The sequence below is a fragment of the Celeribacter sp. SCSIO 80838 genome, assembly GCF_056498065.1.
This window is the reverse complement of record NZ_JAZKMA010000001.1, coordinates 3,180,634-3,205,136: the sequence shown is the minus strand read 5'-3', so window position 1 is coordinate 3,205,136 and position 24,503 is coordinate 3,180,634. Positions and strand designations below refer to the sequence as shown.

Annotated in this window: 19 protein-coding genes; 7 read left to right on the top strand and 12 right to left on the bottom strand. The window is 61.5% G+C overall.

Going from position 1 to position 24,503, the window contains the following annotated elements:
• Positions 1 to 17 precede the first annotated feature (17 nt).
• Entirely contained in the window at positions 18 to 1,337 is a 1,320-nt protein-coding gene (locus tag V1475_RS16050) for a BamA/TamA family outer membrane protein (protein WP_479413560.1), read from the top strand.
• Here the strand turns inward: V1475_RS16050 and V1475_RS16045 are convergent.
• Positions 1,334 to 2,569 carry a glycosyltransferase gene (locus tag V1475_RS16045; protein WP_479413559.1) on the bottom strand — a complete coding sequence of 412 codons (1,236 nt, stop codon included), beginning with the start codon at positions 2,567 to 2,569 and terminating at the stop codon, positions 1,334 to 1,336. The genes V1475_RS16050 and V1475_RS16045 overlap by 4 nt on opposite strands.
• A gap of 167 nt (positions 2,570 to 2,736) precedes the next feature.
• On the opposite strand from V1475_RS16045, the gene V1475_RS16040 reads away from it, so the two are divergent.
• Positions 2,737 to 3,180, top strand: a complete 444-nt coding sequence (locus tag V1475_RS16040; RefSeq protein WP_479413558.1) for a hypothetical protein — start codon at positions 2,737 to 2,739, stop codon at positions 3,178 to 3,180.
• A gap of 165 nt (positions 3,181 to 3,345) precedes the next feature.
• Here the strand turns inward: V1475_RS16040 and V1475_RS16035 are convergent, their stop codons facing one another.
• Both V1475_RS16035 and V1475_RS16030 read right to left on the bottom strand, forming a co-directional pair.
• The gene (locus V1475_RS16035; protein ID WP_479413557.1) at positions 3,346 to 3,984 is read right to left on the bottom strand and encodes a response regulator transcription factor; all 639 of its coding nucleotides are present in this window, start codon (positions 3,982 to 3,984) and stop codon (positions 3,346 to 3,348) included.
• Positions 3,985 to 4,120: 136 nt separating this feature from the next.
• Positions 4,121 to 6,163 carry a response regulator gene (locus V1475_RS16030; RefSeq protein WP_479413556.1) on the bottom strand — a complete coding sequence of 681 codons (2,043 nt, stop codon included), beginning with the start codon at positions 6,161 to 6,163 and terminating at the stop codon, positions 4,121 to 4,123.
• A gap of 332 nt (positions 6,164 to 6,495) precedes the next feature.
• On the opposite strand from V1475_RS16030, the gene V1475_RS16025 reads away from it, so the two are divergent.
• The 3 genes from V1475_RS16025 to V1475_RS16015 all read left to right on the top strand — a co-directional run bounded on the left by V1475_RS16025 (position 6,496) and on the right by V1475_RS16015 (position 10,767).
• Complete coding sequence (locus V1475_RS16025; RefSeq protein ID WP_479413555.1) at positions 6,496 to 8,466, top strand: BapA prefix-like domain-containing protein; 1,971 nt, start codon at positions 6,496 to 6,498, stop codon at positions 8,464 to 8,466.
• A gap of 215 nt (positions 8,467 to 8,681) precedes the next feature.
• The gene (locus tag V1475_RS16020) at positions 8,682 to 10,304 is read left to right on the top strand and encodes a BapA/Bap/LapF family prefix-like domain-containing protein (protein WP_479413554.1); all 1,623 of its coding nucleotides are present in this window, start codon (positions 8,682 to 8,684) and stop codon (positions 10,302 to 10,304) included.
• A 247-nt stretch (positions 10,305 to 10,551) separates the two neighbouring features.
• A complete protein-coding gene (locus tag V1475_RS16015) occupies positions 10,552 to 10,767 on the top strand; it encodes a hypothetical protein (protein ID WP_479413553.1) in 216 nt (71 codons plus the stop codon).
• A gap of 543 nt (positions 10,768 to 11,310) precedes the next feature.
• On the opposite strand, the gene V1475_RS16010 is transcribed toward V1475_RS16015, so the two are convergent.
• The gene (locus V1475_RS16010) at positions 11,311 to 11,526 is read right to left on the bottom strand and encodes a hypothetical protein (RefSeq protein WP_479413552.1); all 216 of its coding nucleotides are present in this window, start codon (positions 11,524 to 11,526) and stop codon (positions 11,311 to 11,313) included.
• Between the two features lie 166 nt (positions 11,527 to 11,692).
• Here V1475_RS16010 and V1475_RS16005 point away from each other — a divergent pair, with 166 nt between their 5' ends.
• A complete protein-coding gene (locus tag V1475_RS16005) occupies positions 11,693 to 12,082 on the top strand; it encodes an acyl-CoA thioesterase (protein ID WP_434286851.1) in 390 nt (129 codons plus the stop codon).
• A gap of 10 nt (positions 12,083 to 12,092) precedes the next feature.
• On the opposite strand, the gene V1475_RS16000 is transcribed toward V1475_RS16005, so the two are convergent.
• From V1475_RS16000 to V1475_RS15990, 3 genes are all read right to left on the bottom strand, one after another.
• Positions 12,093 to 13,964 carry an FUSC family protein gene (locus V1475_RS16000; protein WP_479413551.1) on the bottom strand — a complete coding sequence of 624 codons (1,872 nt, stop codon included), beginning with the start codon at positions 13,962 to 13,964 and terminating at the stop codon, positions 12,093 to 12,095.
• Positions 13,961 to 14,422 carry a MarR family winged helix-turn-helix transcriptional regulator gene (locus tag V1475_RS15995; protein WP_479413550.1) on the bottom strand — a complete coding sequence of 154 codons (462 nt, stop codon included), beginning with the start codon at positions 14,420 to 14,422 and terminating at the stop codon, positions 13,961 to 13,963. The genes V1475_RS16000 and V1475_RS15995 overlap by 4 nt, the downstream gene beginning before the upstream one ends.
• A 102-nt stretch (positions 14,423 to 14,524) precedes the next feature.
• Complete coding sequence (locus V1475_RS15990; RefSeq protein WP_479413549.1) at positions 14,525 to 17,050, bottom strand: Hint domain-containing protein; 2,526 nt, start codon at positions 17,048 to 17,050, stop codon at positions 14,525 to 14,527.
• Positions 17,051 to 17,441: 391 nt separating this feature from the next.
• On the opposite strand from V1475_RS15990, the gene V1475_RS15985 reads away from it, so the two are divergent.
• Positions 17,442 to 20,276: a Hint domain-containing protein gene (locus V1475_RS15985; protein ID WP_479413548.1), complete on the top strand. Its 2,835-nt coding sequence runs from the start codon at positions 17,442 to 17,444 to the stop codon at positions 20,274 to 20,276.
• Here the strand turns inward: V1475_RS15985 and V1475_RS15980 are convergent.
• From V1475_RS15980 to tmk, 5 genes are read right to left on the bottom strand one after another with little or no spacing between them, the layout of a single operon-like run.
• Positions 20,162 to 21,100 carry an AEC family transporter gene (locus V1475_RS15980; RefSeq protein WP_479413547.1) on the bottom strand — a complete coding sequence of 313 codons (939 nt, stop codon included), beginning with the start codon at positions 21,098 to 21,100 and terminating at the stop codon, positions 20,162 to 20,164. The two genes, V1475_RS15985 and V1475_RS15980, sit on opposite strands and share 115 nt — an antisense overlap.
• Positions 21,100 to 21,900 (bottom strand): MBL fold metallo-hydrolase, encoded by an 801-nt coding sequence (locus tag V1475_RS15975; protein ID WP_479413546.1) that lies wholly within the window; start codon positions 21,898 to 21,900, stop codon positions 21,100 to 21,102. The genes V1475_RS15980 and V1475_RS15975 overlap by 1 nt, the downstream gene beginning before the upstream one ends.
• Entirely contained in the window at positions 21,897 to 22,685 is a 789-nt protein-coding gene (locus tag V1475_RS15970; RefSeq protein WP_479413545.1) for a TatD family hydrolase, read from the bottom strand. The genes V1475_RS15975 and V1475_RS15970 overlap by 4 nt, the downstream gene beginning before the upstream one ends.
• A gap of 40 nt (positions 22,686 to 22,725) precedes the next feature.
• The gene (locus V1475_RS15965; protein ID WP_479413544.1) at positions 22,726 to 23,883 is read right to left on the bottom strand and encodes a DNA polymerase III subunit delta'; all 1,158 of its coding nucleotides are present in this window, start codon (positions 23,881 to 23,883) and stop codon (positions 22,726 to 22,728) included.
• A complete protein-coding gene (gene tmk, locus V1475_RS15960; protein ID WP_479413543.1) occupies positions 23,880 to 24,491 on the bottom strand; it encodes a dTMP kinase in 612 nt (203 codons plus the stop codon). Before tmk ends, V1475_RS15965 begins: the two co-directional genes overlap by 4 nt.
• Positions 24,492 to 24,503 lie beyond the last annotated feature (12 nt).

The following is a 24,503-nucleotide window of genomic DNA, read 5'->3' as shown; positions in this document are numbered from 1 at the left end:
CGAAGAGAGTTCCCAACGTGTTGCAGTTCAAACAAGGCCTTCGCTTTGGCCGTCCCGGTTCTTTCGGTGCGCTTGCCACCTGTTGCGCGGTGCTCAGCGGCACCGTGTTGTCCGGCCTGCCGGCCTGGTCGAATGTGGCTCAGGTCGTCGAGGTGCGGGGGGAGGAATTCATTTCCGCCGACGACATTCAGGCCACCTGTGGCGTCGAGGCCGGGGTGGCCTATTCCGCGCTTGAGTTGCGTGCCATCGAAGGCTGCCTGATGTCGACGGGCGTGTTCGAAACTGTGCGCCTTTACACCGAGGCGCAGATGTTGGTGATCGAGGTGCAGGAACTCAACACCCGTCCGGGCAAGATCGAAGCCATGCTGGCTTACGACTCGCAGGACGGGCTTCTGGGGAGCCTCGCTTTCGAGCAGTATAATTTTCTGCCCAAGACTTTTGCGACGCTGAGCCTCGATTACAATGACGAGGTGGAGCGGATTTCCGGTGCGCTTTACCGCGCGGATGCTTTCGACGCTCACACCGATCTGGGGCTGCGCTTCTCGGCGGCGCGGCGTGACTATGACGATGTCAGCTACACGCAGGAGCAAATCCTGGGCGAGGTCTTTGTCGCCTGGACCCCGTCGGAGGCGCTTCGGATCGAGACCGGGATCGGTTATCGCGACTATCGGCTTTTCGATGTCGAGGCGGGGGCGAGCGCGCTGTTGGTTCAGGAGGAGACGGACAGCATTTCCGAGCCTTTCCTGCATATGTCGCTGTCCTACGGTGAGCCGATCTTCGGCGGGCAGGGCGTATATAGCCTTCGGCTCGACCAGTACCTCTGGAATTACGGCTCCGGTGAGCGCCTGTTCGACACCCGGGTTCAGGCCAATGCTACGCTGCCGATCTCGGAGGGGCTTAGCCTTCTGGTCGGGCTGAACGGTGGCAAGGTCCACGGGCTGGACGGCAACGACACGCGGGGGATCGACCGCTATTTCCCCGGTGCGAACACCTTTCGCGGCTTTGCGCCGCGCGGGATCGGGCCGCGCGACAGCGGCGATGCCTTGGGCGGAAATCAGTTCTTCGTCGGCTCTCTGGAGCTGCAACAGGAGTTCGGCGATGTCTGGAATGCCCCTCTGCGCGGCGGCATTTTCATCGATAGCGGGGCGGCCTGGGGGCTGGACAATACCCTGTCGGGAAGCATTGACGACAGTTGGCATCGGCGCACAAGTGTCGGGCTGACCCTGACGCTCGATGTCGGGAACACGCCTGTATCGCTTTACCTCGCCAAGCCGCTGGAACAGGAAGACGGGGACGCGCCCCAAGCTTTTGGGTTCAGCATCAGCACCCGTTTCTAACCTGCCAAGCGGGCGCGCCGGTTGTCCATCGCGAGGCGGAACAAACGCATGTAGCGAGGGGCGACGGCGGCCAGGCTGTAGGCCTGTCGGGCCAATTGGCGCGCCGCGGTGCCATAGCGGTAGCGGCGTGCCGGATCGTCCATCAATGCGAGGATTTCCGCGATCCACGCCGCATCGTCATCGGGCAGGAGCCGTCCGTTGACGTCATCCTGAATGAGCTCGGCAGCATAGCCACGATCCGGGGCGATCACACAGCCGCCCCGTCCGAGGATTTCCACCAGCCCCCAATTCGCCACGCCGTATTTGAGCGGATAGAGAAACAGATCGATCCCGGCGATTTCGCGGACGAACTCATCGTAAGGCAGCTTGCCGGGGAAGCGGATCTTCTCTGCCGCATGCGGATAGACGCGCAAAAGGTGATCGCGGAACGAGGCCACGTCCCCGCCGTAGTGACGTGCGACCCATTGCGCTTCATAGCCGTAGGTGGTGGCTTCGGCATCTCCCAGAGCGATGAACTCGGCGTCTATGCCGCGCGCGACAAGCTGGTCCACGAGGCGAACATAGGTCTCGAAGCCTTTCGCGCTCGACAGATCGCGCGCGGAAAAGCCGATGGTGAAGGGGCGCGGGGCGTCCGCAGGCTCCGGTGCCGGATCGGAAGCGAAGTCGAACCCTTCGAGCTGCACCTCGATATTCGACCGCAGGGCCTGCGGGAACATGGACTTGGCGTGATGGCTCGGGCAGATCACCAGATCGCTGCGCAGCGCCTGATGGAAATGCAGCATTTCCATGTTGCGATCTCCGATCCGCTGCGCCTCGTCCGGTGGGTAGGACGGGTCCCAGCCATGCGCGCGATAGCTCGGGAATTCGATGTAGCTGACAATTGCGGCGTCGATCTCATCGTAAAGGAAATGCGGTGCGCCCCACAGCGAATGTGTGACCACCACGTCGATCTTTTTATGTGTTTCGAAGGTTTTGAGCGCTTTCAGGAGGCCGCGTGAAATGCGCGCGGAGCGTTCGACCTTTGCGGAATAGTAATAGCTTTGTGGGCCGACAATTTTACCGTCGGGCGTGAAGCCCAGAATATGCGCCCCGCGATGCAGGTTCTTATCACGTTGTCCCGGTGTGGTGAGGAAATAGGTGTCCGCCATGCCGCTGCGGCGCAGATAATCGCAGAGTCCGCCGAATTGCCCGGGATAGACGGAGCCGGCGAAGACGATGGTGGGTTTGGTCATTTCTGTTCTCTTTGTGTGGGTGCCTCCAGAAAAACCTGTTGGCAGAAAATATGCCAGCCCAAAAGAGAAAAAAGTATACATACTTAAGATACAAACCTAACCTAAAGACAGGATGGGGAAAGGGGAGTGATTCGTCCCCGTAACGAACGAGAGAAATGAGATCCGGTATGTATCAGCCCCAGATTGTCATCCCGTCCGTCACCCAGGGCGCGCTTTTTGCGAAGGCGCCGCAAGAACGCCTCATGTTGATTTTGGCAGACTGGCCGCATCTGCCCTATGAATTGAGCCATCCCGGCACCGGGTGGAACGCATGCCTTTTGCAGTCGCAAGAAGAGAGCAGAGCACTGAAGACGGTGCGCCAATACGCAGGATGTCTGGAGGCACTGGTGATCGACGAAGATTTCTTCGGGTCGCCGGAAGACACTGCGGCCGTGTGTTACCAAATTCGCCGGATGGTGCCCGGCATTCGTATTTTGGCCATCGCGACGGAAATGTGGGAGGATGGTGCCCGGCTTCAGGATATCGGAGCCTGTGACGAGACCCTCCTCAGCCGTTGCCCGATGGGCATACTCGAGACGTTGCAAGCCGATGATGATTCATCTCACCACTGAATAGATCAAGCTGCTGACCCGCAAAGTTCGCCCCTCCGTGAACTTTAGCCTGATCGTTTCCCAGTCGTCGGCTTGCAACGGCCTTTGGATCCAAATTGACCCCGCGGAGTTCAGGCTCCGCGATTGGTCTTTGTGATTTGGGAGGGTGCAGACGTTTCTGGCGTCTCAAATCAGGTTCATGTCGCGCGCCACGATCACGGCCTGTGTCCGGTTGTTGGCACCCAGTTTCGAACAAATGGATTTGACGTGCATCTTCACTGTGGCTTCCGCGATGCCCAAAGTCTCACCGATTTCGCGGTTTTGTTTGCCTTCGGCCAGAAGCTCGAGCACAGCCATTTCACGTTCGGACAAGGAGGCATTCCCGGACTCGCGCGATTTGACCCGTTTCTGATCGATCAGTTCGACAGGGACATAGCGTCCACCTGCCGCCATGAAGCGGATTTCATTGGCCAAATCTTTCAGAGAGGCGGTCTTGAGGATCACACCGGAGCCCCCAAGGGACAAGATTTCGGAAACGACATGCGAGGAGGGGTTGCTGGTCAGGAGGCCAACGGGTTTACCGGAATTGTGTTCCAGAGCTTTTCCCAATCCAGACGCGCCATTCATGCCGGGCATGTTGAGATCGACAAGCACGAGATCGAAAGCGCCATTGCGATCGATTTCCGCGACAGCTGAATCCAGATCTGGCGCTGTGTGAGCTTCGATGTCCGGTAGATTTGAGAGGTATTGCTTGAACATCTCAAGGACCATGGCGTGATCATCGGCAATCAGAATGCGAAGTTTGTTGGGTTCAGATTGTGTCATGTCTCTCTGCGATGGGGTTGGGCGCTGTTGTTGATATTAAGTATATGAGGGGCTTGGGCATGGTTTCTGGTGAGTCAGTCCGTGCCGTGCTTTGTGTCAATGTTAAAAAATGTATACCCCCTTGTGCTCGTGGCCGTCAGCTTATTTCCTCAATCGCTTTAAAAGTCGAGTCCAAAGCGCTTTCTAGAGAAGAAGCCAGTTCTTCAAGGTTAGAACGCCTTTCGTCGACGGCAAGTTCCAAGGCCCGCAAGTTTTTTTCTATTGCTGACAATCCGGTCAGCCCACAGGCGCCGGTTGCGGCATGAAGGCGTCGCCCGGTGTCTGCTGTAATGCCGTCCTCTCTTATGCTCTGGAGAATGCCGCGGGCTTCTGCGTGGGCCCGCAGCATAAAGGATTTTGCGCCTTCGATCCCCAGCTGATCCATCAGATCACGAACCGTATCGCGTGTCAGAAAACCGCAGCCAGCAGAGGAAATTTCCATTTGTTTCGCGTCCGTCGCGGGGTTGGCTGCGTTCTGGGTTCGTGTAATTTCCGTGGCGTCTTTGATGGCCTTTAGAAGGTGTTGTGGGCGAATGGGTTTGTTGAGGACGCGCACGATGCCAGCCGCCTGACACGCATTGCGAATGCGTTCGTCGATATGGGCCGTCAGTCCAACGACCGAGCCAGACCAATGAAGGTGGCCCTGCTTCTGTTTGTCGCGAATGCGCCGGGTCAGTTCGACGCCGCTCATGAAGGGGAGGGTCATATCGGTCAGGACGACTTTGATGTCTTTCTGGCGATCCTCCTCGCCCAGGATCGCCAGCGCCTCCATGCCATTGCCTGCGGTATAGACGGTTGCTCCGCCATTGCGCAAAACATGCATGAGCCAGTCACGGCTTGAGGGGCTGTCCTCAACGAGGAGGATGGAGATACCCTGAAGAAGTGCATTCGTCGCACCGCCCTTTTCGGGTTCGATTTTCAGGCGTGGCTCGGCCCAATTGAGATCGAACGTCGCCGTGACCGTCGTGCCTATGATCTCCATGTTCGCTGTGGCGCTCTCCGCTTCATTGCTGTGGCGGTCCCTCACGGTCATACGGCCCCCCAATTGATGCAGGGCATGGGCGAGAACGTTCAGGCCTGCCGAGGTGCGTTCCGGGTTTGCCTTGGGGCGTTCGACTGTTTCCTCTCTGTCCTTCAGATCAATGCTTTTGGGGCCGAGTGCGCGGCGCAGGCGCAGCTTTTGGTCATCCGGAAGGCCGCCGCCCAAATCCTGAACTTCGAGAAAGATACGCCAGCCGGTCTGGGCATCGGGTGCGGGCGTGGCAAAAAGCGCTTCGCAGCGTACGGTGATTTCAACGCGCGGCCCGCCATGTTTCACGGCATTGTCGAAGATGTTCTGACAGAGTGCACGGACGAAACGCACGGGGCCGTTAACCCAGATATCTTCTGCCGGTTCAAATCGAATCCGGATTTCAGTCTGCTTGGTATTGGCGATCGGAAAGATCATCGCAAGAATGGCGCGGATCTCTTCCATGAGGCAAAAATCTTCGTCTTGCTGCAATCCGCTCGCGCTTTGTTCGCCCCGGATGACTGCAAGCACATTGTTAATGTGATCCAGCGCGCGTTCCGCAGATGCGTGGAACTGTTCGCGTGTGGTGTCGATGTCCTGCTGCGGGCTGTCACCGGGATTTTCAAGTACCGCATCTGCCATCGCCAAAAGGGATTGGATGGGCGTGCGCAAGTCATGTGCGACACGCAGCAGGGTCGCCGCGCGTGCCCGGTTCTCGAGCCAGGTGGACTCCTGCTCCGTTTCCGCAAGGCGTAACAGAAAGCCGTTCGCACTGTTCAGCGGGAGGTACACGAGTTCTCCTGCGTGAGCCGCCGCGTCGATCTTGAGGGACAGGGCCACACTGCCCGCCCGCAGTGCCTGCTGACACAGGAGGGGCCAGTCGAGTTTGTTCAGCAAGACATCTTCGCTCAGGCCAAGTTGCCTGGCTGCGGCGTTGGCGAGAAGCAGTTTGGCCGTTTCCGACAGCAATGCAGCTGGCCGACGGTCGGTTGCGATCATGCGCGCAATGGTCTGAAGAACGGGGCGCGTGGCATTTTGTGCCGCGATCTGGGTCTCGTTCGTGTCCCGAAGCGCTGCGGGAAATGTTTCCGGGAGTGTCTGGCCTTTGTCTGGCGCAGGAGAATCGGTCACGCTGAACGCCCTCTTTTGTCATTTTGGTCCGTGTGATCTGCGCAGGGGAGTCTGTTCGGGGATTAGCGTGAAACGCTTTGGGATATCATTGGGCCGCAATCGTTTCGCAGAGGTGAACAGTCGCATATCTCCTTTAGTATTGGCTTAGAGTTTGGTGCGAAACAAGCTTATGTCGTGGTTTTGCTACAACATTTCTTTAAATCCATTGGTGATATATATCCCTAAGGATATTGACCGAACTAAAGTATAGTATATGCATACGCCTAAGGGCTCTATCTCCTGCCCAATGATATTTCGGCCGCTCCCGGCCTGAACCACCAGAGGATGTTAAAATGGCCAAATCCGTTGTTAAGGCAAACGCTGCTGTCGATGTCATGATCGGCGCACAGAAAGGCGATATCAGTCGCTACGTCAAATCCGGGAACGATCTCGTTGTCGAGTTGAAGAGCGGGGATCAAATTACGGTCAGTGACTTTTATACGGCGGCGGCCGATGGAAGCGCCCATCGGCTTATGCTGGCGGACGGGTCTTTCAGCGGGGTCGAAGGGATTTTCGACGGCGAAGAAGAGGCGGTTGGCCTCGGTGCCGGGATCATCCCCGATGATATCGGTGCCGTTGCGGCCGCGTTCGGCGCGGCGCTTTTGGCGGGGGGCGCCGTTCAGGCGGGCGGAAACGATGATGACGATGACGACAACCCGACCGACAGCACTGACCCGACCGACAGCACTGACCCGACGGACAGCACTGACCCGACGGACAGCACTGACCCGACGGACAGCACCGATCCAACCGACAGCACCGATCCGACGGATAGCACTGACCCGACGGACAGTACCGATCCGACCGACAGCACGGACATGGCGGAAGCTGGCGTACTCGACTCTCTGGTCGGAGACGAAGGGCTTCTCGGCGGCTTGACCGGCAACGAGGGCACCCTTGGGGCGATTACCGGCTCCGAAGGGTTGCTGGGCGACCTGATCGGCAATGATGGTCTTCTGAGTGCCATCACCGGCGCGGATGGCCTGCTCGGCACTTTGACAGGCAGTGGCCTTTTGGGCGACGGTTCCTCGGTCAGCGAAGATCCGCTGTCCAGCGTGACCTCGATCCTGACGGACAGCAGCGGCCTGCTGGGAGGTCTGCTCGGCTCCACCGGTCTCACCTCCGCCCTGTTGGGCGACACCGGTCTCGTCGGCAGCTTGCTGACCGAAGACGGCCTTGTCGGTGGTTTGCTGACCGAAGACGGCCTTGTGGGTGGCTTGTTGTCCGAAGATGGTCTCGTCGGCGGCCTTTTGTCTTCTGACGGGCTCGTGGGGGGGCTGCTGTCGGGGGTCACCGGAACCGGCGGCCTGTTGGACGGTTTGCTCGGCGACAACTCCCTTGTGGGAGGTCTGTTGGGCGACGAGGGACTTGTTGGCGGGCTGCTTGATGGCGTGCTCGGTGAGGACGGCCTTGTTGGCGGGCTGCTCGGGGATGAAGGTCTGCTGGGCGGCGTGGCTGGCGATGACGGTCTGTTGGGCGGTCTTCTGGGTGGCGAAGATGGGCTTCTTGGCGGGCTGACCGGTGACGACGGCCTTCTTGGTGGCCTCCTCGGTGGCGAAGATGGGCTGCTCGGCGGGCTGACGGGTGACGACGGTCTGCTTGGTGGCCTTCTGGGTGGCGAAGATGGGCTTCTTGGCGGGCTGACCGGTGACGACGGTCTGCTTGGTGGCCTCCTCGGTGGCGAAGATGGGCTGCTCGGCGGGCTGACGGGTGACGACGGCCTGCCTGGTGGCCTTCTGGGTGGCGAAGATGGGCTGCTTGGCGGGCTGACCGGTGACGACGGCCTGCTTGGTGGCCTTCTGGGTGGTGAAGATGGTCTGCTTGGCGGGCTGACCGGTGACGACGGCCTTCTCGGCGGCCTCCTCGGCGGCGAGGACGGGCTTCTGGGCGGTGTTTCCGGGATCGTGGACGGTGTGCTCGACACGGTTGGGGCCGAAGACGGCCTGTTGGATCCGGTGATTGCCGATGGGGGTCTTCTGGGCGATGTGACCGGGAATTCCGGCTTGCTCGGTGATGTGACGGGCTCCGAAGGGGTGCTTGGCGATGTCGTCGGCGACGAAGGGCTGCTCGGCGATGTCACCGGTTCCGAAGGCCTTGTGGGCGACCTTCTTGGCGTCGGCCTTCTCGGCGATGGCACCGAAGGCGATGGTCTTCTGGGCGGTCTGACCGATGGCTTGCTTGGGGATGATGGGCTTGTTGGCGGTCTGCTCGGGGATGATGGCCTTTTGTCTGGCCTCGATCTCACCGGCGATGGACTGATCTGATCCGCGACCACGCGGTAAACTCAAAGGCCCTGTCGATGACGGGGCCTTTTTTTATGGCGAAATCAGCCGGGCAAAACTGGAAACAGTGCGTTCTTGATGTAGGATTTTGAATTATTCGTTTGACTAAGTCTTTTTGAGAAAAGATACATACTTTAGATGTAACTAATGCTTTTGTTTGGGTTTTGGAAGCCCGGCAAGAATGAGGAGACAGAAACATGGCCACCAGCTCCATTCAAGCGGGACAGGAAATCGGCATCCATATCGATGTGCTGCGCGAGGATGTGCTTCGCTACACCCGTAAAGGGGATGATCTGATCATTGACCTGAAAAGCGGAGGGCAGATTCTGGTCAATGATTTCTACACTCCGGCAGAGAATGACTCCCTGCACAGTCTGGTTTTCGCAGACGGTACGGTGATGGGGGCTGAAGGCGCGATCGCTGCGGCTGGATTGGGTTCGGGCATGTCCGATCAGGCGCTGGCCGCTGCGGCGTTTGGCGCACTCGGCCTTGGCTTGCTGGCCTCCGGTGGCAGCAGTGGTAATGACAACCCGACGGACAGCACGGACCCGACGGACAGCACGGACCCGACCGACAGCACCGACCCGACGGACAGCACGGACCCGACGGACAGCACCGACCCGACGGACAGCACCGACCCGACGGACAGCACCGACCCGACGGATAGCACCGACCCGACGGACAGCACCGACCCGACGGACAGCACCGACCCGACGGACAGCACCGACCCGACGGACAGCACCGACCCGACGGACAGCACCGACCCGACGGACAGCACCGACCCGACGGACAGCACAGACCCGACGGACAGCACCGACCCGACGGATAGCACCGACCCGACCGACAGCACCGACCCGACGGACAGCACCGACCCGACGGACAGCACTGACGTAGCGCAACAGGGCTTCCTGGATCCGCTGATTGGGGATGAAGGGCTGCTGGGGGATTTGACCGGCAACAACGGTTTGCTGGGCGACATCACGGGCTCTGAGGGGCTGCTTGGCGATCTCGTCGGAGCCGATGGACTGCTCGGCGACCTCGGAACTGCGCTTTTGGGGCAGCCGATTCTCGGCGATGGCATCGTGAGCGAAGACACGGGGCTGCTGGATGCGTTGGTGTCCGACACCGGGCTGCTCGGTGGGCTGACGGGCAACAGTGGCGTGCTGGGCGATGTCACGGGCTCCGAAGGGCTTCTGGGCGATCTGGTCGGCAATGATGGTTTGCTCGGGGATGTCACCGGGGCGGATGGGCTTGTGGGCGATTTGATTGGCACCGGCCTGCTCGGTGCAACCGATGAAACCGGCGGCAGCGAAGGCGGGCTTTTGGATGGTCTGCTGGGCGATGATGGTCTGCTGGGTGGCCTGACCGGTGAAGATGGCTTGCTGGGCGGTTTGCTTGGCGGGACCGACTTGCTCGGCGGTTTGACCGGTGAAGACGGCTTGCTGGGCGGCGTGCTCGGAGGCGAGACGGACGGCCTCTTGGGCGGTCTCACCGGTGAAGACGGGCTCGTTGGCGGGCTGCTCGACACGGTGCTGGGTGACGAGGGGCTTGTGGGCGGTGTGCTTGACGGGACCGACTTGCTCGGCGGTTTGACCGGCGAAGACGGCTTGCTGGGTGGCGTGCTCGGAGGGGAGACGGACGGCCTTTTGGGTGGTCTCACCGGTGAAGACGGTCTCGTTGGCGGGCTGCTCGACACGGTGCTCGGAGACGAGGGGCTGGTCGGAGGACTTCTCGGGGGAGCGACCGATGGGTTGCTGGGAGGTCTGACCGGTGGGGACGATCTTCTGGGTGGTCTGCTCGACAGTTCCGGTGAGGCGTAACCATGTCGCCGGAAGACCTTCGCAAACTGGAAAATGAGCTTCGGCTCATTTTCCAGACCTCCGGACTGAGCGGCCTTCTCTTGTATGTCCGGTCCAGTGCGATCTGGGGCAGAAGCCCCCGGAAGGTAGCGGGTCTTTGAAAATATGACCTTCTACAGACCCCACACTTGGTTCCGGAGTTTGAAGTCGCGTTGCGAAATGCGCTTCGGGACCTCGTATGTGACCCAACTGTAGATGAATGAGCCTCATGAAACAGGTGCAACCGTCAAAATCCCATGAGAACGCCCAGACGGCAGATCTGATGGAGTTTCAGTATGAGTTGCTGACGGCGGCCTCGGTGGCCGCTGCGGATGGGTTCGAAGGGGTGGCTCAGGCGTTTCTTCATCTCGCTGAAAGCGGGGATGTCAGACAGAATTCCGCGTTTGAAGAAGGGGCGGAGCAGAGACAGAAGGCAGGCGGCTGAGCAGGGCGGTCGGATTGTCTTTGACGTGACCAAGAGTGCGCTGTGAAAGCGTTTCAAACGAGGCCTGAAATGATCCGTTTGGCCCTGATGCTCTGCGTCAGGTTCTTTCTTTTGCCTCGACGCGCGGGATTTTCGGTGTGCGGCGCATGCGGCGTTTGCAGACGTTTTCCGCTGCTCTGGCCAAGTGGCGCGGTCTTTGCACTGTGACCTTTGCTGCGCCGGATGTGAAGAGGCGTGTGCGGGGATCGGTCCTCTCGTCTTTTACCGCCCGGATCTTGGCACAGTCGTTTCCCCGCGCATCTCTGCCAATCAGGAAATCGACCGCAAATGACCGCTCTCCGCCGATGGTCTCGACCAGCGTGGCGCTTATTTTTCGTCCAGCGTGCGGTGCCAATCTGCCGACACTCATCGTTCAACAGGCGGCAGTTGTCCTCGCGGGAAACGCGGGCACCTCACGCGGGCAAATCCGGTTTCCGCTACGGAACACAGGTACAGTGGGAGCGCCAGAGACGGGCCTTGCTCTGCGTTTCGTGCTTTGCGGCCTCAGGTCAGGCGTTTCAGCACTTCCGGTGCCAGATAGGCGAGGCGTAGCTGGCGGCTGACATGGCGCTCGGCCAGACCGACGGCTCCGGCCTCGGTCGGGGTCGCTTTCAAACCGGCTTCCAGTTTTTCAATCATGACCCATGAGGCCTGGTGCAGATGCTTGGCGATCTGGTTGAGGTGGCCCGCCGTGCGAGCTGACCCGAGACACGTCTGCATCTCGGCCTGCATCCCGGCTCGCAAGTGTGGCTCTGCCTCAGGATGCACTGGGGTGCCATGCGACCAGGTGAAAGCGGCTTTGCGTGTCGGATCAAGGGATTGAGGCGGCTTTCACGCTGTGCCATCTGGGCTGCATTGGGAACAATCAGAAACGGACTCACGCATTATGTCAGACGCACATACGCCCGATGGGATGGAGCTTACGCTCCGCACTCTTGCCATGCCCGCCGACACCAACGCCGCTGGCGATATTTTTGGTGGCTGGGTGATGAGCCAGATGGACCTTGCCGCCGCGATCCGCGCCAACGAGCGCTGCAATGGGCGCACGGTCACCATCGCGGCAAATGAGATCGTCTTTAAGGAGCCCGTGAAAGTGGGAGATACGCTTTGCGTATACACCGCTGTCGAGCATGTCGGACGTACCTCCATGGTCATTCGCATAGAGGTCTGGGCGCGCCGGGCCTATACGGCGCAGCGCGATCATGTCACTCAGGCTCGCTTCACCATGGTGGCGGTCGATGCCGAAGGCAAACCGCGCCCGGTCGACGCAGCTTAAGACGGACGATTCAAGCGCGGGCGAGGGCAGGGCCCAAGGTGTCCAGCCCTTCCACAGCCTCGCGAAACAGCGCCGCTTCCGGCCCCGGCCGCTGGCTCAACCGCGTGAGTGCGGCGTAAGCCTGTTGGGGGGCGGAACCCATCTTGGTCAGTTCCCCGAGCGCCTCTCGCGCGGCAGCGTGATCGACCGCGCTTTGGGCTGGGTCCGCGACGATGCGGTGACACCACATCGCCGCATGGCCGAGGTTCAGCACCGCAAGCCCTGCATCCAGAGCCGCAAGATGCGCCCGGTTCGAGCGCTCCGAGAGGCGCACGAGGCGCAGGGTGCGGTGATAAAGCCGCGCCTGCCAATGCGCGCGCGCCTGAAGCGCGTTTGGATCGGCGGCAAGCGCCCGCAGGTCATGGATCATCGCCTGCATCACCGTGTCGATCCGGCGCTTGAGATTGGCGGGATAGACCATGAGATAGGCGGCCATCGCGGCAATCGGCGCGGCGATCACCGCGAGCCCCGCTGCGACGGAGCCGCCGAAGCTGCTGGTCAGCGGCCAGTGCGGCTGGGACATCAGCATCAGCACCATGTTGTAATCGAAACTCATCGTAACCGTGCGACGATGGCCGACAAAAAGCGGGCCGATCAGGATGAAGGGCAGGGTGAGCAGGATCATCTGCATCTCGTTCTGGGCCAGGGGCCAGGCCAGCCAGCGCAGCGCGAGTGCGCCTGTGACGCCGAGGATCTGGCCGTGGAACACCGATTTCATCATTTGCGCCGGGTTCTCGAAGGTCGAGAACAGCGAAATCATCACGGAAAGCCCCAAAAGCATGAAGGGCCCGACGCTCCAGCCGGTCACAAGCCAGAGCCCGCCGAAAAGAAGCAGAGCGCCAAACGCCCGAAGACCGGCTTCGCGTGCACCGACCCAGTCGCGGTGCAGCACAACGGGCGGGGCGATCTCGCTCGGGCTGCGACGCTTGTGCGATTGCGCATGCCAGTCGTCAAGCGCGGCTTCCACGGCGGTGAGGGTCTCGGACAGACGGGGGGAGAGGCCTTCTGTCGCGGCGGCCTGGGTGAGGGCCGCACGCGCGGCGGGAATGTCCAGATCGGCCAGCGCTTTGGAGGCCCCTGCAAGGCCTGCGCGGAAGGCGGGGGCCTGTGCAGGCCCGTGTTTCCAGAGCAAAAGCGGCGTGGCGGCGATCAGCAATGCTCGGGTGGCGCGGATGGTCTGACGCGAGCGGATGGAGCCTGCGGCATGGGGATCGAGGCCCTCCTCGACGGCGGCCAGCTCATTGAGGAGCGCGCGCTTTTCGGCCTCGGTCGGCGTAGCACTGGCGGCTTTGTCGAGCATGTCCGACAGCAGGCGACGGACCCGTTCACGCAGCTCGCCGCTGGCCGCGGCCGGGGCAAAGATCGAGCCGACGATGGTGGCGACGACCACCCCGGTGAGCACGGTGGCGAGACGGTCGACGCCGAGGTGCAGCACCTGATCCGGGTGAGCGGCATCGAGCAGCGAGACCATCGCCGCCGTATAGCCTGCCAATACGGTTCCATAGGCAACGAACCCGCGTTGCAGATTGCCGATCCAGGTACAGGCGCTGACCCAGAGCGCCAGACCCACGACCAGAAGCGCCGGGTGGATCTGCATCGCCAGCACCAGAAGCACGCCAACGACGGTGCCGCTTACAGAACCCAGAAGGCGGAACAGGCTTTTTTCCCAAAGCTGGCCGCGGGTGGGCTGCGAGGCGGCCCAGACCGTCATCGCCGACCATTGCGGATGTTCGAGCCCGATTGCCCAGGCGAGGACGAAGGCGGCACAGGCGGCAAGGGCGGTGCGAAAGGCAAAGCCCATCCGAACGGTGTCGAAACCGCGAGCAGTCAACCAGGATTTCATAGTGATTTGTGCTCCAGTGAGGCCTCAACTCGGGCTGAAATTTTTGCAAAACCGGACAAGAGTGCGGCAACTTCCGCCTCGCTCAAGCCGGTGAGGAGATCGGCCTCGACCCCGGTCAGGTGATGTTTGATGCGCTGCACTTCGGTGCGGCCTTGCGGGGTCAGGACGATGAGCCGTGCGCGCCGGTCCTGCGGGTTCACCCGCCGTTCGATCAACCCGCGCTCCGCGAGAATGTCCAGAAGCCGCACGAGGGTCGAGGTGTCGAGGGCGACGCGTTCGGCCAGTTCGGTCTGGCTGATGCCATCGCCATCGGCATCGAGATGCACGAGCGGCGCCCATGTGGCGTCGGTCAGACCGGCGCGGGCGATCTCGGCATGGATCACCTTGCGCCAGCGCCGCGACAGCATGACGAACTGAAAGCCAAAGAGGCTTTTGGGGGAGGACTCATCTTGAAACATGATTTGCATGTGCATCAAAATGATTGGTAATTCAAATTAATCTCAAACAAGTCGGGTTTGCAGAAAACGCAAACCTCCTTTGGCTTGTTAAACGTGCCGGGATTACGCCACCAGAAGCTCAGCCTCATGCGCCTTGAGACATTTGCGGGCGGTGTCGCCGTGGCGTGTCGGCATGGAGCGCAGCTCCGGGAAAAGACCGAAAAGTTCGTCGCGCGCCGCGTCGGCCACACCGGTCAGCGAGTGGTCGGAGACGTGGAAGCTCTCGGTCGCGGCCCCCTCGGCAAAGATCACCTCGTGCCGGTTGAACATCAGGTGATAATAGCTGACAAACCCGCCCGCGCGTTCGCGGATGGTGGTGCCATTGACCAGATGTTTGGCGGCGGAGAATACTTCGGACGCGCCAAAGAGCATTTCCGAGCGCCAGCCTTGCAGCAACATGCGGTGCTGCGGCGAGACGATGAGCTCAGCCTCATTGCCAAGCGCGCCTTTCGTGATCTCGATGGGCGCAAAGCGACCCATGGCGGGTACGATGCGCGCGCCCACCCAACGCAGCGGTTGAATGCCGTTGTCCATGGTGATGACAAGATCGCCGGGCTTGAGATCCTCGACGGCGCGCGCGCCATAAGGCGTGGCGATCCGGGTGCCCTTGGCGAAACAGATGATGGTTTCGATATTGGAAAAGGTGATGACGGTGCCATCCGTCAGCGTCAGTGTGCCGCTTTCCGGATCGTTCTCGTCATAGACGATGGAGCCGCGATGGTAGAGATCCTCGCTCAGACCCGAGAGGTCGAGCACGTCGTTGTCGCTGTCGTCTTCTGAGCCGACGATGGTGATCGCATTGCCGTCCAGTTGAGAGGGATCGATGATGATCGTGTCGCTGCCTTCGCCGCCGGTGACCGTATCGCCGCCGCCCGCGTAGATCGTATCGTCGCCATCGCCACCGTCTAGAATATCCGCGCCCGACCCGCCGATCAGCGTGTCGTCACCCTCTTCGCCGTAAAGCTCGTCATCGCCGCCTGCGCCGTCGAGATAATCGTTGCCCGCGCCGCCATAGAACACGTTGGTGTAGGCGTCGCTGCCCGTACCCTGACCGTCGAAACCGATCAGAGTGTCGTCGTAATCCGACCCGATGATCCCGTCGACGCCCGACAGCGTGTCGCCCTCTGCATAGCCGCCGGAGGCCGTGCCATCGGCGAGATTGACCGAAACCGCCTCATCCGAGCCGGAATAATCGATCATGTCCATGCCGGAGCCGCCGGAGTTGACGTCCGCGCCTTCGCCGCCGATCAGCGTGTCATTGCCCGCGCCGCCCGACAGCGTGTCGTCGCCTTCACCGCCGTCGATCGTGTCATTGCCGGAGCCGCCATAGACGACGTCGTCGCCGAGACCGGAGGCGACGGTGTCGTCCCCATCACCGGCTTCGACCGTGTCGTCGTAATCGGTGGTCTGGGCGTCGAACTGGACATCGGAAATCCACACGCCCTGGGTGTTCACGCCTTCGTTGTCGTAATCGATGACGATCTTGGAGACTGGGCCTTCGATCTCGACCAGAAGCGAACCGCTGCCGTCTGTGCTGGTTGTGGCGGTGATGCCGGTGACGGTGTTGCCATCGACGGTCATGGCGCTGCCACCGGTGAGCACGACCTCGACCTCGTTGCCTTCGGCATCGTAGGCGGTGATCGTGATCACATCGACGAAGCCGCCATCGGCATAATCGAGATCGTTGATCCGGAACGAGACGTTATAGACCTCGTCGCTCACCCCGCTTTCGCTGTCGGTGGCGGCGAAATCCATGGTCATGGTCATGGTGTCGCTGCCCTGATCGGCCACACCGTCGTTGTTGGCGTCATTGTCGCCAAAGAGGAAGAACGAGCTGCCGGAATCGAAGGTCTCGCCATTCGCCGTATCGACATAGACACTGCCGTCATAGCTCGTGCCCGTCGGGTCATAGGCCATCCCCGCGGCGCCATTGTCGGTGACGGTGAAGGTCATGGTGACGCCCGCGTCTTCGAGCGTGCCGGAGCCATCCATATAGTTCTGACCGTTGCTCAGGTCGTCCCAGTGCATCGTGCCGGAGGTATAGGTTTCCGTGTCGATCGTATCGCCATCCGTGTCGGTATAGCTGGTGTCGATCGTGTCATCGCCCGAGGTGCCGGAGACGATGCCGTCGGCGAGAGAGGCGGCGGAGACATAGTCGGCGTAGGTGAAGGATTCATTCGTGGTGCCACCGCGCTGGCTATCGCCCGGTGAGGTGTTGTAATAGGTCACCTGATATTCGTGACCGTCGATCAGCGGCTGTTCCGAGAGCGTATAGGTCCCGGCGGCCGAGCCGGTATCGACCACGAATTGCACAACCTGAAAACTTTCCCCGGTGGTCAGGTCGGTCACGGTCCAGACCGCATCGGCATCGACGCTCGAGCCGGTAGAGCTGACCCCGTCCACAGTCACGTTGGCGGTCGCGGTTTCCGCGCCCCGGCGTAGTGTGTCATCGACCAGCGTGTCGTCGCTGTCGGTCACGGAGGCCGTGCCGGTCGGACTGCCACCGGAATAGGTGAAAGTGGACCCCGTCGTGGTGCCTATGACCGTCGCAGGGTCAAAATCATAAATCTCGAGATCGTAAACGGCCATGATACCTGTACTCGTCTGTCCGGGCCTGTCGCTTGGAAACGGGTACAGTCCGGGCGTCTGTTTTCTTGGTTAACGATTTGCATCGGCTTTGCGGCACGATTGCGGCAGGAGAGCGCCGAACATGTGAAATCTATTGCCGTTGTGGAGCTTCTTGCGAAGCTTCCTGATTTAACTCTTGGAAAGGACAAGATTTTGTTCCCGGTGACAAAGCCTGTGACGTGATCGATCACACGGGATTTTTCTAAAATGCGAGATGAAATTTTTGCCGCATTCACCATTTGGAAGGTGCGAAAGCCTAGAGTCGCAACCGGGTTAAAGCGGCTTCGCCCGCGTTGCGGCACGTAGGTTCATGACGACATATACGCTCAAAAGTTATATCCCCGGGGATATCATGGATTCTGGCGGCGATGGGGTTGTCACCGTCGGGGAATACCTGTCGCTTGACAGCGGGTTCGATGCCTCGACCGATTACCACACCCTGACCATCAGCGATGACGACGGCGGTTTCGGCGGAGATCACACCTTCAACGAACAGGGCGACGATGGCAATCAGACGGCGACGGTGACGAATTCCAGCGGCGGGACGGTCGCGTCGGGGCGCATCTACCTCGAACAGTCGATCACCTTGTCGGATGGCGATGGCAACACCTTCACCGTCTACACCGTCGAGATCAACGGCACGATTGTCGGGCTGCTCTCCAGCCCCGAGCTTGTCCCCGGTGTGGAATACAAGGTGACAGCCATCGGGGAGGCGGATGCCAACCCCTCTTATTCCAGCTTTGCCTGGCCAAGCTATGACCCCGATCTCGGACAATATTACGAGGGCGGTGCCTATAGCGACGAGATCATCGCGGGCGCGGGCGACGACACGATCAGTGCCGGGGCTGGCGACGACTGGATCGAAGGCGGCGATGGCGCCGATACGATTTACTACGGGCCGGGCGGCGCGACCCAGGCCGATGGCGACGAGGTCTACGGTGGCGCGGGCGATGACATTATCGATGATGTCTCCGGGTCGACCTATGTCTATGACGACACGCTCTACGGCGAGTCAGGCAACGATACGATCTGGGCCGGGGCCGGCGATGACGAGGTTTACGGGGGCGACGACAACGACACGATCTATGGCGAAGACGGCGACGACGAACTTTACGGCGATGCGGGCGACGATACGATCTATGGTGGCGACGGGTATGACCTGATCTGGGGAGGGACCGGCAACGATTGGCTCTATGGCGGCACTGAGGATGACGAGCTTTATGGCGGCGCGGGCAATGATGTCCTGTTCGGCGAGGCGGGCGACGATCTCCTTATGGGCGAAGAGGGGGACGACCAACTCTATGGCGGCTCAGGCACGGACACGATCTCGGGCGGGACGGGCAACGACACCTTCTATATCGTCGAGACCAGCGAGGTCGATTACATCTACGGTGACGACGACTGGGACACGGTCGATTTCACCTATGCGAGCGGTTCGACCGGCGTCACGCTGACCTTCTCGGGTGACAATGCCTTTGACTATACGCTCGATGGTACGACCGCCTCCGGGTCGGGGAACTCGATGGAGTATTTCAAACTCACGAGCGAGTCCGATGTGGTCGATGCCTCCGCGGATGCGACGGGGGCGACCTACGACCTTGGGGCGGGCGACGACAGTTTCACCGGCGGCAGCGGCAATGACGCGGTCTATGGCGGCGACGGGGCGGACACGATTTCAACCGGGCTCGGCGGCGATTATGTCGAGGGCGGTGCGGGCGACGATACGATCGACGGCGGGGCGGGCGATGACTGGCTCGACGGCGGCGAGGGCAACGATACGATCTACGGCGGTGTCGGTGACGATACGCTGATCGGCGGCGCTGGCAACGATGTGCTCTGGGGCGAAAGCGGTCAGGACACCTTCCTCTACTACGACAACTGGGGTGCCGACACCGTCTACGGCGGTGGGCTCGGCACGGATTTCGACACGCTCGATTTCTCCAATGTCACGACCGACATCACCGTCACCTTTACAGGCTGGGAAGACGGCACCGTCACCGATGGCTCCAACACGGTCAGCTTCGACAATATCGAGGCCATCACCGGCGGCTCCGGCGACGATACGATCGACGCCTCCGCCGATGGTTCGGGGCTGACGCTCGACGGGGGTGCGGGCAGCGACACGATCACCGGCGGTTCGGGCGACGATGTGATCGCCACGGGCAGCGGGACGGATACGATTGTTCTTCTGGACGGGTTCGGCAACGATACGATCACGGATTGGGATTTCACCGATACCGACAGCGACGGCTTCTACGACGATCAGCTCGACGTCTCCGGGCTGACGGACGCGCTGGGCAATCCGATCAGCACCTGGGATGTCTCGGTCTCCGATGACGGCTCCGGCAATGCGGTTCTGAGCTTCCCGAATGGCGAAACATTGATGCTCCTGGGGGTTGCGCCAAGCCAGGTCGACAGCGGGGCCGAACGCTACGCCATGGGCATTCCCTGTTTCTGTTCCGGCACCCGGATCATGACGCCCTCGGGTGAGCGGCGGATCGAAGAGCTGCGCGCGGGCGATCTTGTGGTCACGCTTGAGGCCGGGCCGCAACCGATCCTCTGGCACGGGGAGCGGCATCTGGGCCATGAAATCCTGAAAGCGCAGCCGGAGCTTTTGCCCATCGTCATCCGGGACGGCACATTGGGCAACCGGGGCGATCTCTGGGTGTCGCTTCAGCATGGTCTTGTCGTGCCCGATCCGCAAAGCGGGGAGCGGGTGTTTGCGCGTGCCACCCATCTCGAACGTTTCGGTGGCGATGGCATCCGGCGCGCGCTGGGCAAGGCCAAAGGGAAAGCCAAGGGGAAGGCAGTGACCTATCACCACCTGCTTCTGCCGCGCCACGCCACGCTCATCGCCAACAATACCCTGTCCGAAAGCCTCTATCCGGGGCGTTTCGCCCTGTCCGGTTTCGACCGCGTGGCAAAGGCCGAACTCTTCGGTCTTTTCCCTGCGCTCGAAGGTATTTTGCGTGCGCCCGCGCGAAGCGATGTGGCCTCCGGGCTCTATGGCCCAAGCGCGCGGCCCTATCTGAAAGCGCGTGAGGTCAAACGGTCGGTGGGCTTGATCCTGTCTCAGGGCAGAATTGCAAGCCAGCACCAGATGGTCAGGATCGACAGCGCCGTGCCGATCAGAACCGAGGAGGCGGCCACGCGTTTGGCCACGCCGTACATATTGGCGAAGAGATAGACGTTCACCCCCGGCGCCATGGCGGCGGTCAGAGTGGCGGAGCGCAGAGACGGTGTGGGCAAGCCGAAGACGACATGCCCAAGACCATAGGAAATCGCCGGGTGCAGGACGAGGGAGGCGAAGACCGCCCAGACGATGATCCGCATGTCGCCCTCGGGTTTGTAGCGCAACAAGACGCCGCCGAGGCCGAAAAGCGCCGCCGGGATCGCGGCCTTGGTCATCAGCGTGACCGCATCCCAGACCGGCGCGGGCAGGGGGATATGCGCGAGATTGACGATCCAGCCTGCGATGATGCCGAGGATCATAGGGTTGCGCAGCACGGAGCGCGCGATCTGCCGCATCAGGCCAAAGCCGGACAGGCCCAGCCCGCGGGTCCGTGCGATCTCCATCGCGGCGATGCCGATGGCGTAAAGCATGGGCGAATGGATCGAAATGATCGCGAAATTCCCCGCCAGAGCGGCCTCGCCATAGGCGCGCTCGGTGATCGGAATGCCGAGGAGGAGCGAGTTGGAAAAGAGGCCGATGAAGCCGATGGCAACGGCATCGGTCAGGTCGCGGTCAAACAGGTAGCGGGCACCAAGAAAGCAAAACAGCCCGCCTGAGAGTGCGCCCGCGTAAAACGAAATCAGGATCGGCGGGTGAAAATTCTGGCCGGGATCCATCTTGGCGATGCCGGAGAAGAGCAACAGCGGCACGGCGAAATTCTGGGCGAATTTCATCACGCTGTCGACCATCTCGTCGCTGACCCAGCCCTGCCGGCGCGCCAGATAGCCATAGCCGATGACGAGAAAGACCGGAAGGATGACCTCGATCAGCGTCTGCATCAAAGGTCTCCTGTGATCTCGATCACCATTCCGTCATAGGCGGGGGTGACGTGATCCGGGGTCTCCTCAGCCACGGTCGCGTAATCGATGTCGATATGCATGTTGGTCAACACGCCCTGCTTCGGCGCGGCGCGTTCGATCCACTGAAGCGCCAACTCCAGATGCGCGTGCGACGGGTGCGGTTTGTAGCGCAAAGCGTCGATCACAAACGTGTCGAGCCCCTCCAGATGCGCCCATGTCGGCTCGTAAATCTCCAGCACGTCGGGGATATAGGCGAGATCGCCAATGCGAAACCCTTTGGCGTCGATCTGCCCGTGATTGACCTGCAAGGGCGTCAGCGTCACCGGCCCGCCGGGGCCGTCGATGGTGACCGGTCCGCGAATGGCATACAGGTCGAGAATGGGCGGGTAGTTCGAGCCTTCGGGCTGGACAAAGGCATAGCCAAACCGCGCGATCAGATCGTTTTCGGTCTCGCTGTCGGCATAGACTTTGACCCGCTCGCGCATGTTGAACACGATCTGGCGCAGGTCATCGAGCCCGTGCATGTGATCGGCGTGCGAATGGGTGAAGACCACGCCGTCGAGCCGCGACACGCCGGCGTTCAATAGCTGTTGGCGCATGTCCGGCCCGGTGTCGATCAACACGCTGGTGGTGCCGTCCGGGCCGTCGCGTTCGATCAGCGCAGAGCAGCGCAACCGGCGGTTCTTCGGGTTCTGCGGGTCGCAATCGCCCCAGATATTGCCGATCCGCGGCACGCCGCCGGAGGAGCCGCAGCCCAGAATGGTGAAACGTGCGCTCATAATTTGGCTTTCGTGAAGAGGCGTTCGAAATTCGCTTCGGTCAATGCGGCGAATTCGGCATAATCCATCTCGAAGGTCTCCGCCGCGCGCTGGGCGGTTTTCGCCGTATAGGCCGGTTCATTGCGCCGACCGCGATGCGGCGGCGGGGCGAGATAGGGGCTGTCGGTCTCGACGAGGATGCGGTCGCGCGGCACGGCGCGGAAGATGTCGCGCAAATCCTCGGAGCGCGGAAAGGCTGTGATCCCCGACATGGAAATGTAAAAACCCCAATCCATCGCCGCCAACGCGAAGTCTTTCGAGGCGGTGAAGCAATGCAGGACGCAAGGATAGGCGCCCTTGCGATATTCTTCGCCCAAAATCTCCATCGCATCCGCATCCGCATCGCGGGCGTGAATGATCAGTGGCAACTGCGTTTCGCGCGCCGCGTCGATATGGATGCGCAGGCTTGTCTTCTGAACCTCCGCGCTTTCGGCCGTATAGTGGTAGTCGAGTCCGGTCTCGCCGATGCCGACGAATTTCGGATGCTGGGCCAGTGCGATAAGCGCGTCCACCGTCGCCATCGGTTCTTCGGCGGCCGACATCGGATGCGTGCCCGCCGCCCAGAACACCGGATCGAAGCGCTCGGAAATCGCGCGCACCTGATCCACCTGCCGCAGCCGCATGCAGATCGTCACCATGCGGTGCACACCTGCGTCAACCGCACGGCTGACCACTTCGGGCAGTTCGTCGGCGAAATCGGGAAAATCCAGATGGCAGTGGCTGTCGGTGATCTTGGGGAGGCTCATGGTCTGCTGTCGTTCGTGGCTGGACCGGAGCGGGTCGGCCTTAGCGGGCGATGCGGCTGGCGGTCTCGTTGATCTTGAATACCATATCGAGGATCAGCGCCGCAGGGTCAAGGTTGACGGCCTTGGCATGCTGTGCACGGGCCGACAATTCCTGTTGCAGAACCGCCCAGTCGCGTGCGGCATAGGTGTCGGGCGACAGCCGCAGCATGAGCGCGGCCTCGCCGGGGGCGGCCTCGACAATCGGCGGACGGCCCGCGCCGGTACGCGCCAGACGGGTGAGGAAACGGTCGATCAGCCCGAGGGTCAATTCATAGCGGTCGCTGTTCGCCGCGCCGACACAGGCCTCGGCGAGCCGCAAGGCCTGTGCCCGGTCGAGCCGGGGCAGGGTGGCGAACAAGGCCACGATGTCATGATAGGCCTCAAGCCCGCCCAGATTGGTCAAACGCAACGCCTCCCCCACGGAACCGGCGGACAATTCCGCCAAAGCATCCGAGCGGTCTGCCGCATCCGACCCCGCCGCGTCAAGGGCACGGCCCAGATCTTCGGGCGACAGCGGGCCGAGGCGCAGTTCGCGACAGCGGCTTCGGATGGTGGGCAAAAGCCGGGAGGGCTGGTGCGAGACCAGCAGGAGAAAGGCGTGTTTCGGCGGCTCTTCGAGGGTTTTCAAAAGCGCGTTGGCGGCGGAGACGTTCATTTCGTCGGCGCTGTCGACAATGACCACACGACGCCCGCCGTCGGTGGCTGACATGTGGAAAAAGCTGTTGAGCTTGCGCACTTCCTCGACGGAAATCACCGTGCCGAAGCGGGATTTCTTGTCGTCCCATTCGCGGCGGATCAGGCAGAGGCGTGGTTCGGCCAGCTGTGCGGAACGGCGATAGACCGGGTGCTCGTGACCGAGTTCCAGCGTGTCGGGGGCAGAGGGAGCCTCGCCGAACAATCCGCCGTCCTCTTCGATCGGCTGGGCCAGCAGAAACCGCGCGATGCGCCAGGCGAGCGTGGCCTTTCCGACGCCGCGCGGGCCGGTGATCAGCCAGGCGTGGTGCATCCGGTGCGAGTTGAACGCGTCGAGAAAATCCGCCTCGGCATGTGTTTGGCCGAACAGCGTGGCGGTCTGGCGAGGATGCGGCGCACCGGGGGCGCAATCCGCCTCGGGCGCCATGTCCATTTCGCCGAGCGCTTGGGGGGATCGCGTGCTCATGCGCCCAGCCGTGCGGTCACGAGGGTCGCGACCTCTGCGGCCACGACATCAATGTCGCGCGCTGCATCAATCACGGTGAAACGGGGGTAACGGGAGGCCAGTGCCAGAAAGGCGGCGCGGCATTTTTCCTGAAATTCCAGCCCGAAATCCTCGAAGCGTTCTTCTGCGGTCTGCCGCCCCTTGGCGCGGCTCAGGCCGATCTCCGGGTCCATGTCGAACAGAAGCGTCAGATCGGGTTCGACGCCGATCATCTCGTCATGCAGCCGATTCACCTTGTCCTGCAAATCGCCGCGGGTGACGCCCTGAAACACGCGGGTCGAATCCGCGAAACGATCACAGATCACCACCTTGCCCGCGGCCAGCGCAGGCCTGATGGTTTTTTCGAGATGGTCGCGACGGGCAGCGGTGAACAGAAGAATTTCGGTTTCCGCAGACCAGCGATCCGGGTCGCCTTCGAGCACGAGAGAGCGGATTTCCTCGGCGCCCGGCGATCCGCCCGGTTCGCGGGTGTGGATCACATCCACGCCGCTTTCACGCAGCGTTTCGGCCAAAAGCCGGGCTTGGGTGGATTTTCCGGACCCGTCGATGCCCTCGAAGCTGATGAACATGGCGCTCCCGTC

Excerpts from the sequence above, each read along its gene's own strand:
- V1475_RS16045 (WP_479413559.1), bottom strand. The coding sequence starts at position 2,569 with ATGACCAAACCCACCATCGTCTTCGCCGGCTCCGTCTATCCCGGGCAA.
- V1475_RS16040 (WP_479413558.1), top strand. The coding sequence starts at position 2,737 with ATGTATCAGCCCCAGATTGTCATCCCGTCCGTCACCCAGGGCGCGCTT.
- V1475_RS16035 (WP_479413557.1), bottom strand. The coding sequence starts at position 3,984 with ATGACACAATCTGAACCCAACAAACTTCGCATTCTGATTGCCGATGAT.
- V1475_RS16025 (WP_479413555.1), top strand. The coding sequence starts at position 6,496 with ATGGCCAAATCCGTTGTTAAGGCAAACGCTGCTGTCGATGTCATGATC.
- V1475_RS16020 (WP_479413554.1), top strand. The coding sequence starts at position 8,682 with ATGGCCACCAGCTCCATTCAAGCGGGACAGGAAATCGGCATCCATATC.
- V1475_RS16015 (WP_479413553.1), top strand. The coding sequence starts at position 10,552 with ATGAAACAGGTGCAACCGTCAAAATCCCATGAGAACGCCCAGACGGCA.
- V1475_RS16010 (WP_479413552.1), bottom strand. The coding sequence starts at position 11,526 with ATGCAGACGTGTCTCGGGTCAGCTCGCACGGCGGGCCACCTCAACCAG.
- V1475_RS16005 (WP_434286851.1), top strand. The coding sequence starts at position 11,693 with ATGTCAGACGCACATACGCCCGATGGGATGGAGCTTACGCTCCGCACT.
- V1475_RS16000 (WP_479413551.1), bottom strand. The coding sequence starts at position 13,964 with ATGAAATCCTGGTTGACTGCTCGCGGTTTCGACACCGTTCGGATGGGC.
- V1475_RS15995 (WP_479413550.1), bottom strand. The coding sequence starts at position 14,422 with ATGTTTCAAGATGAGTCCTCCCCCAAAAGCCTCTTTGGCTTTCAGTTC.
- V1475_RS15990 (WP_479413549.1), bottom strand. The coding sequence starts at position 17,050 with ATGGCCGTTTACGATCTCGAGATTTATGATTTTGACCCTGCGACGGTC.
- V1475_RS15985 (WP_479413548.1), top strand. The coding sequence starts at position 17,442 with ATGGATTCTGGCGGCGATGGGGTTGTCACCGTCGGGGAATACCTGTCG.
- V1475_RS15980 (WP_479413547.1), bottom strand. The coding sequence starts at position 21,100 with ATGCAGACGCTGATCGAGGTCATCCTTCCGGTCTTTCTCGTCATCGGC.
- V1475_RS15975 (WP_479413546.1), bottom strand. The coding sequence starts at position 21,900 with ATGAGCGCACGTTTCACCATTCTGGGCTGCGGCTCCTCCGGCGGCGTG.
- V1475_RS15970 (WP_479413545.1), bottom strand. The coding sequence starts at position 22,685 with ATGAGCCTCCCCAAGATCACCGACAGCCACTGCCATCTGGATTTTCCC.
- V1475_RS15965 (WP_479413544.1), bottom strand. The coding sequence starts at position 23,883 with ATGAGCACGCGATCCCCCCAAGCGCTCGGCGAAATGGACATGGCGCCC.
- tmk (WP_479413543.1), bottom strand. The coding sequence starts at position 24,491 with ATGTTCATCAGCTTCGAGGGCATCGACGGGTCCGGAAAATCCACCCAA.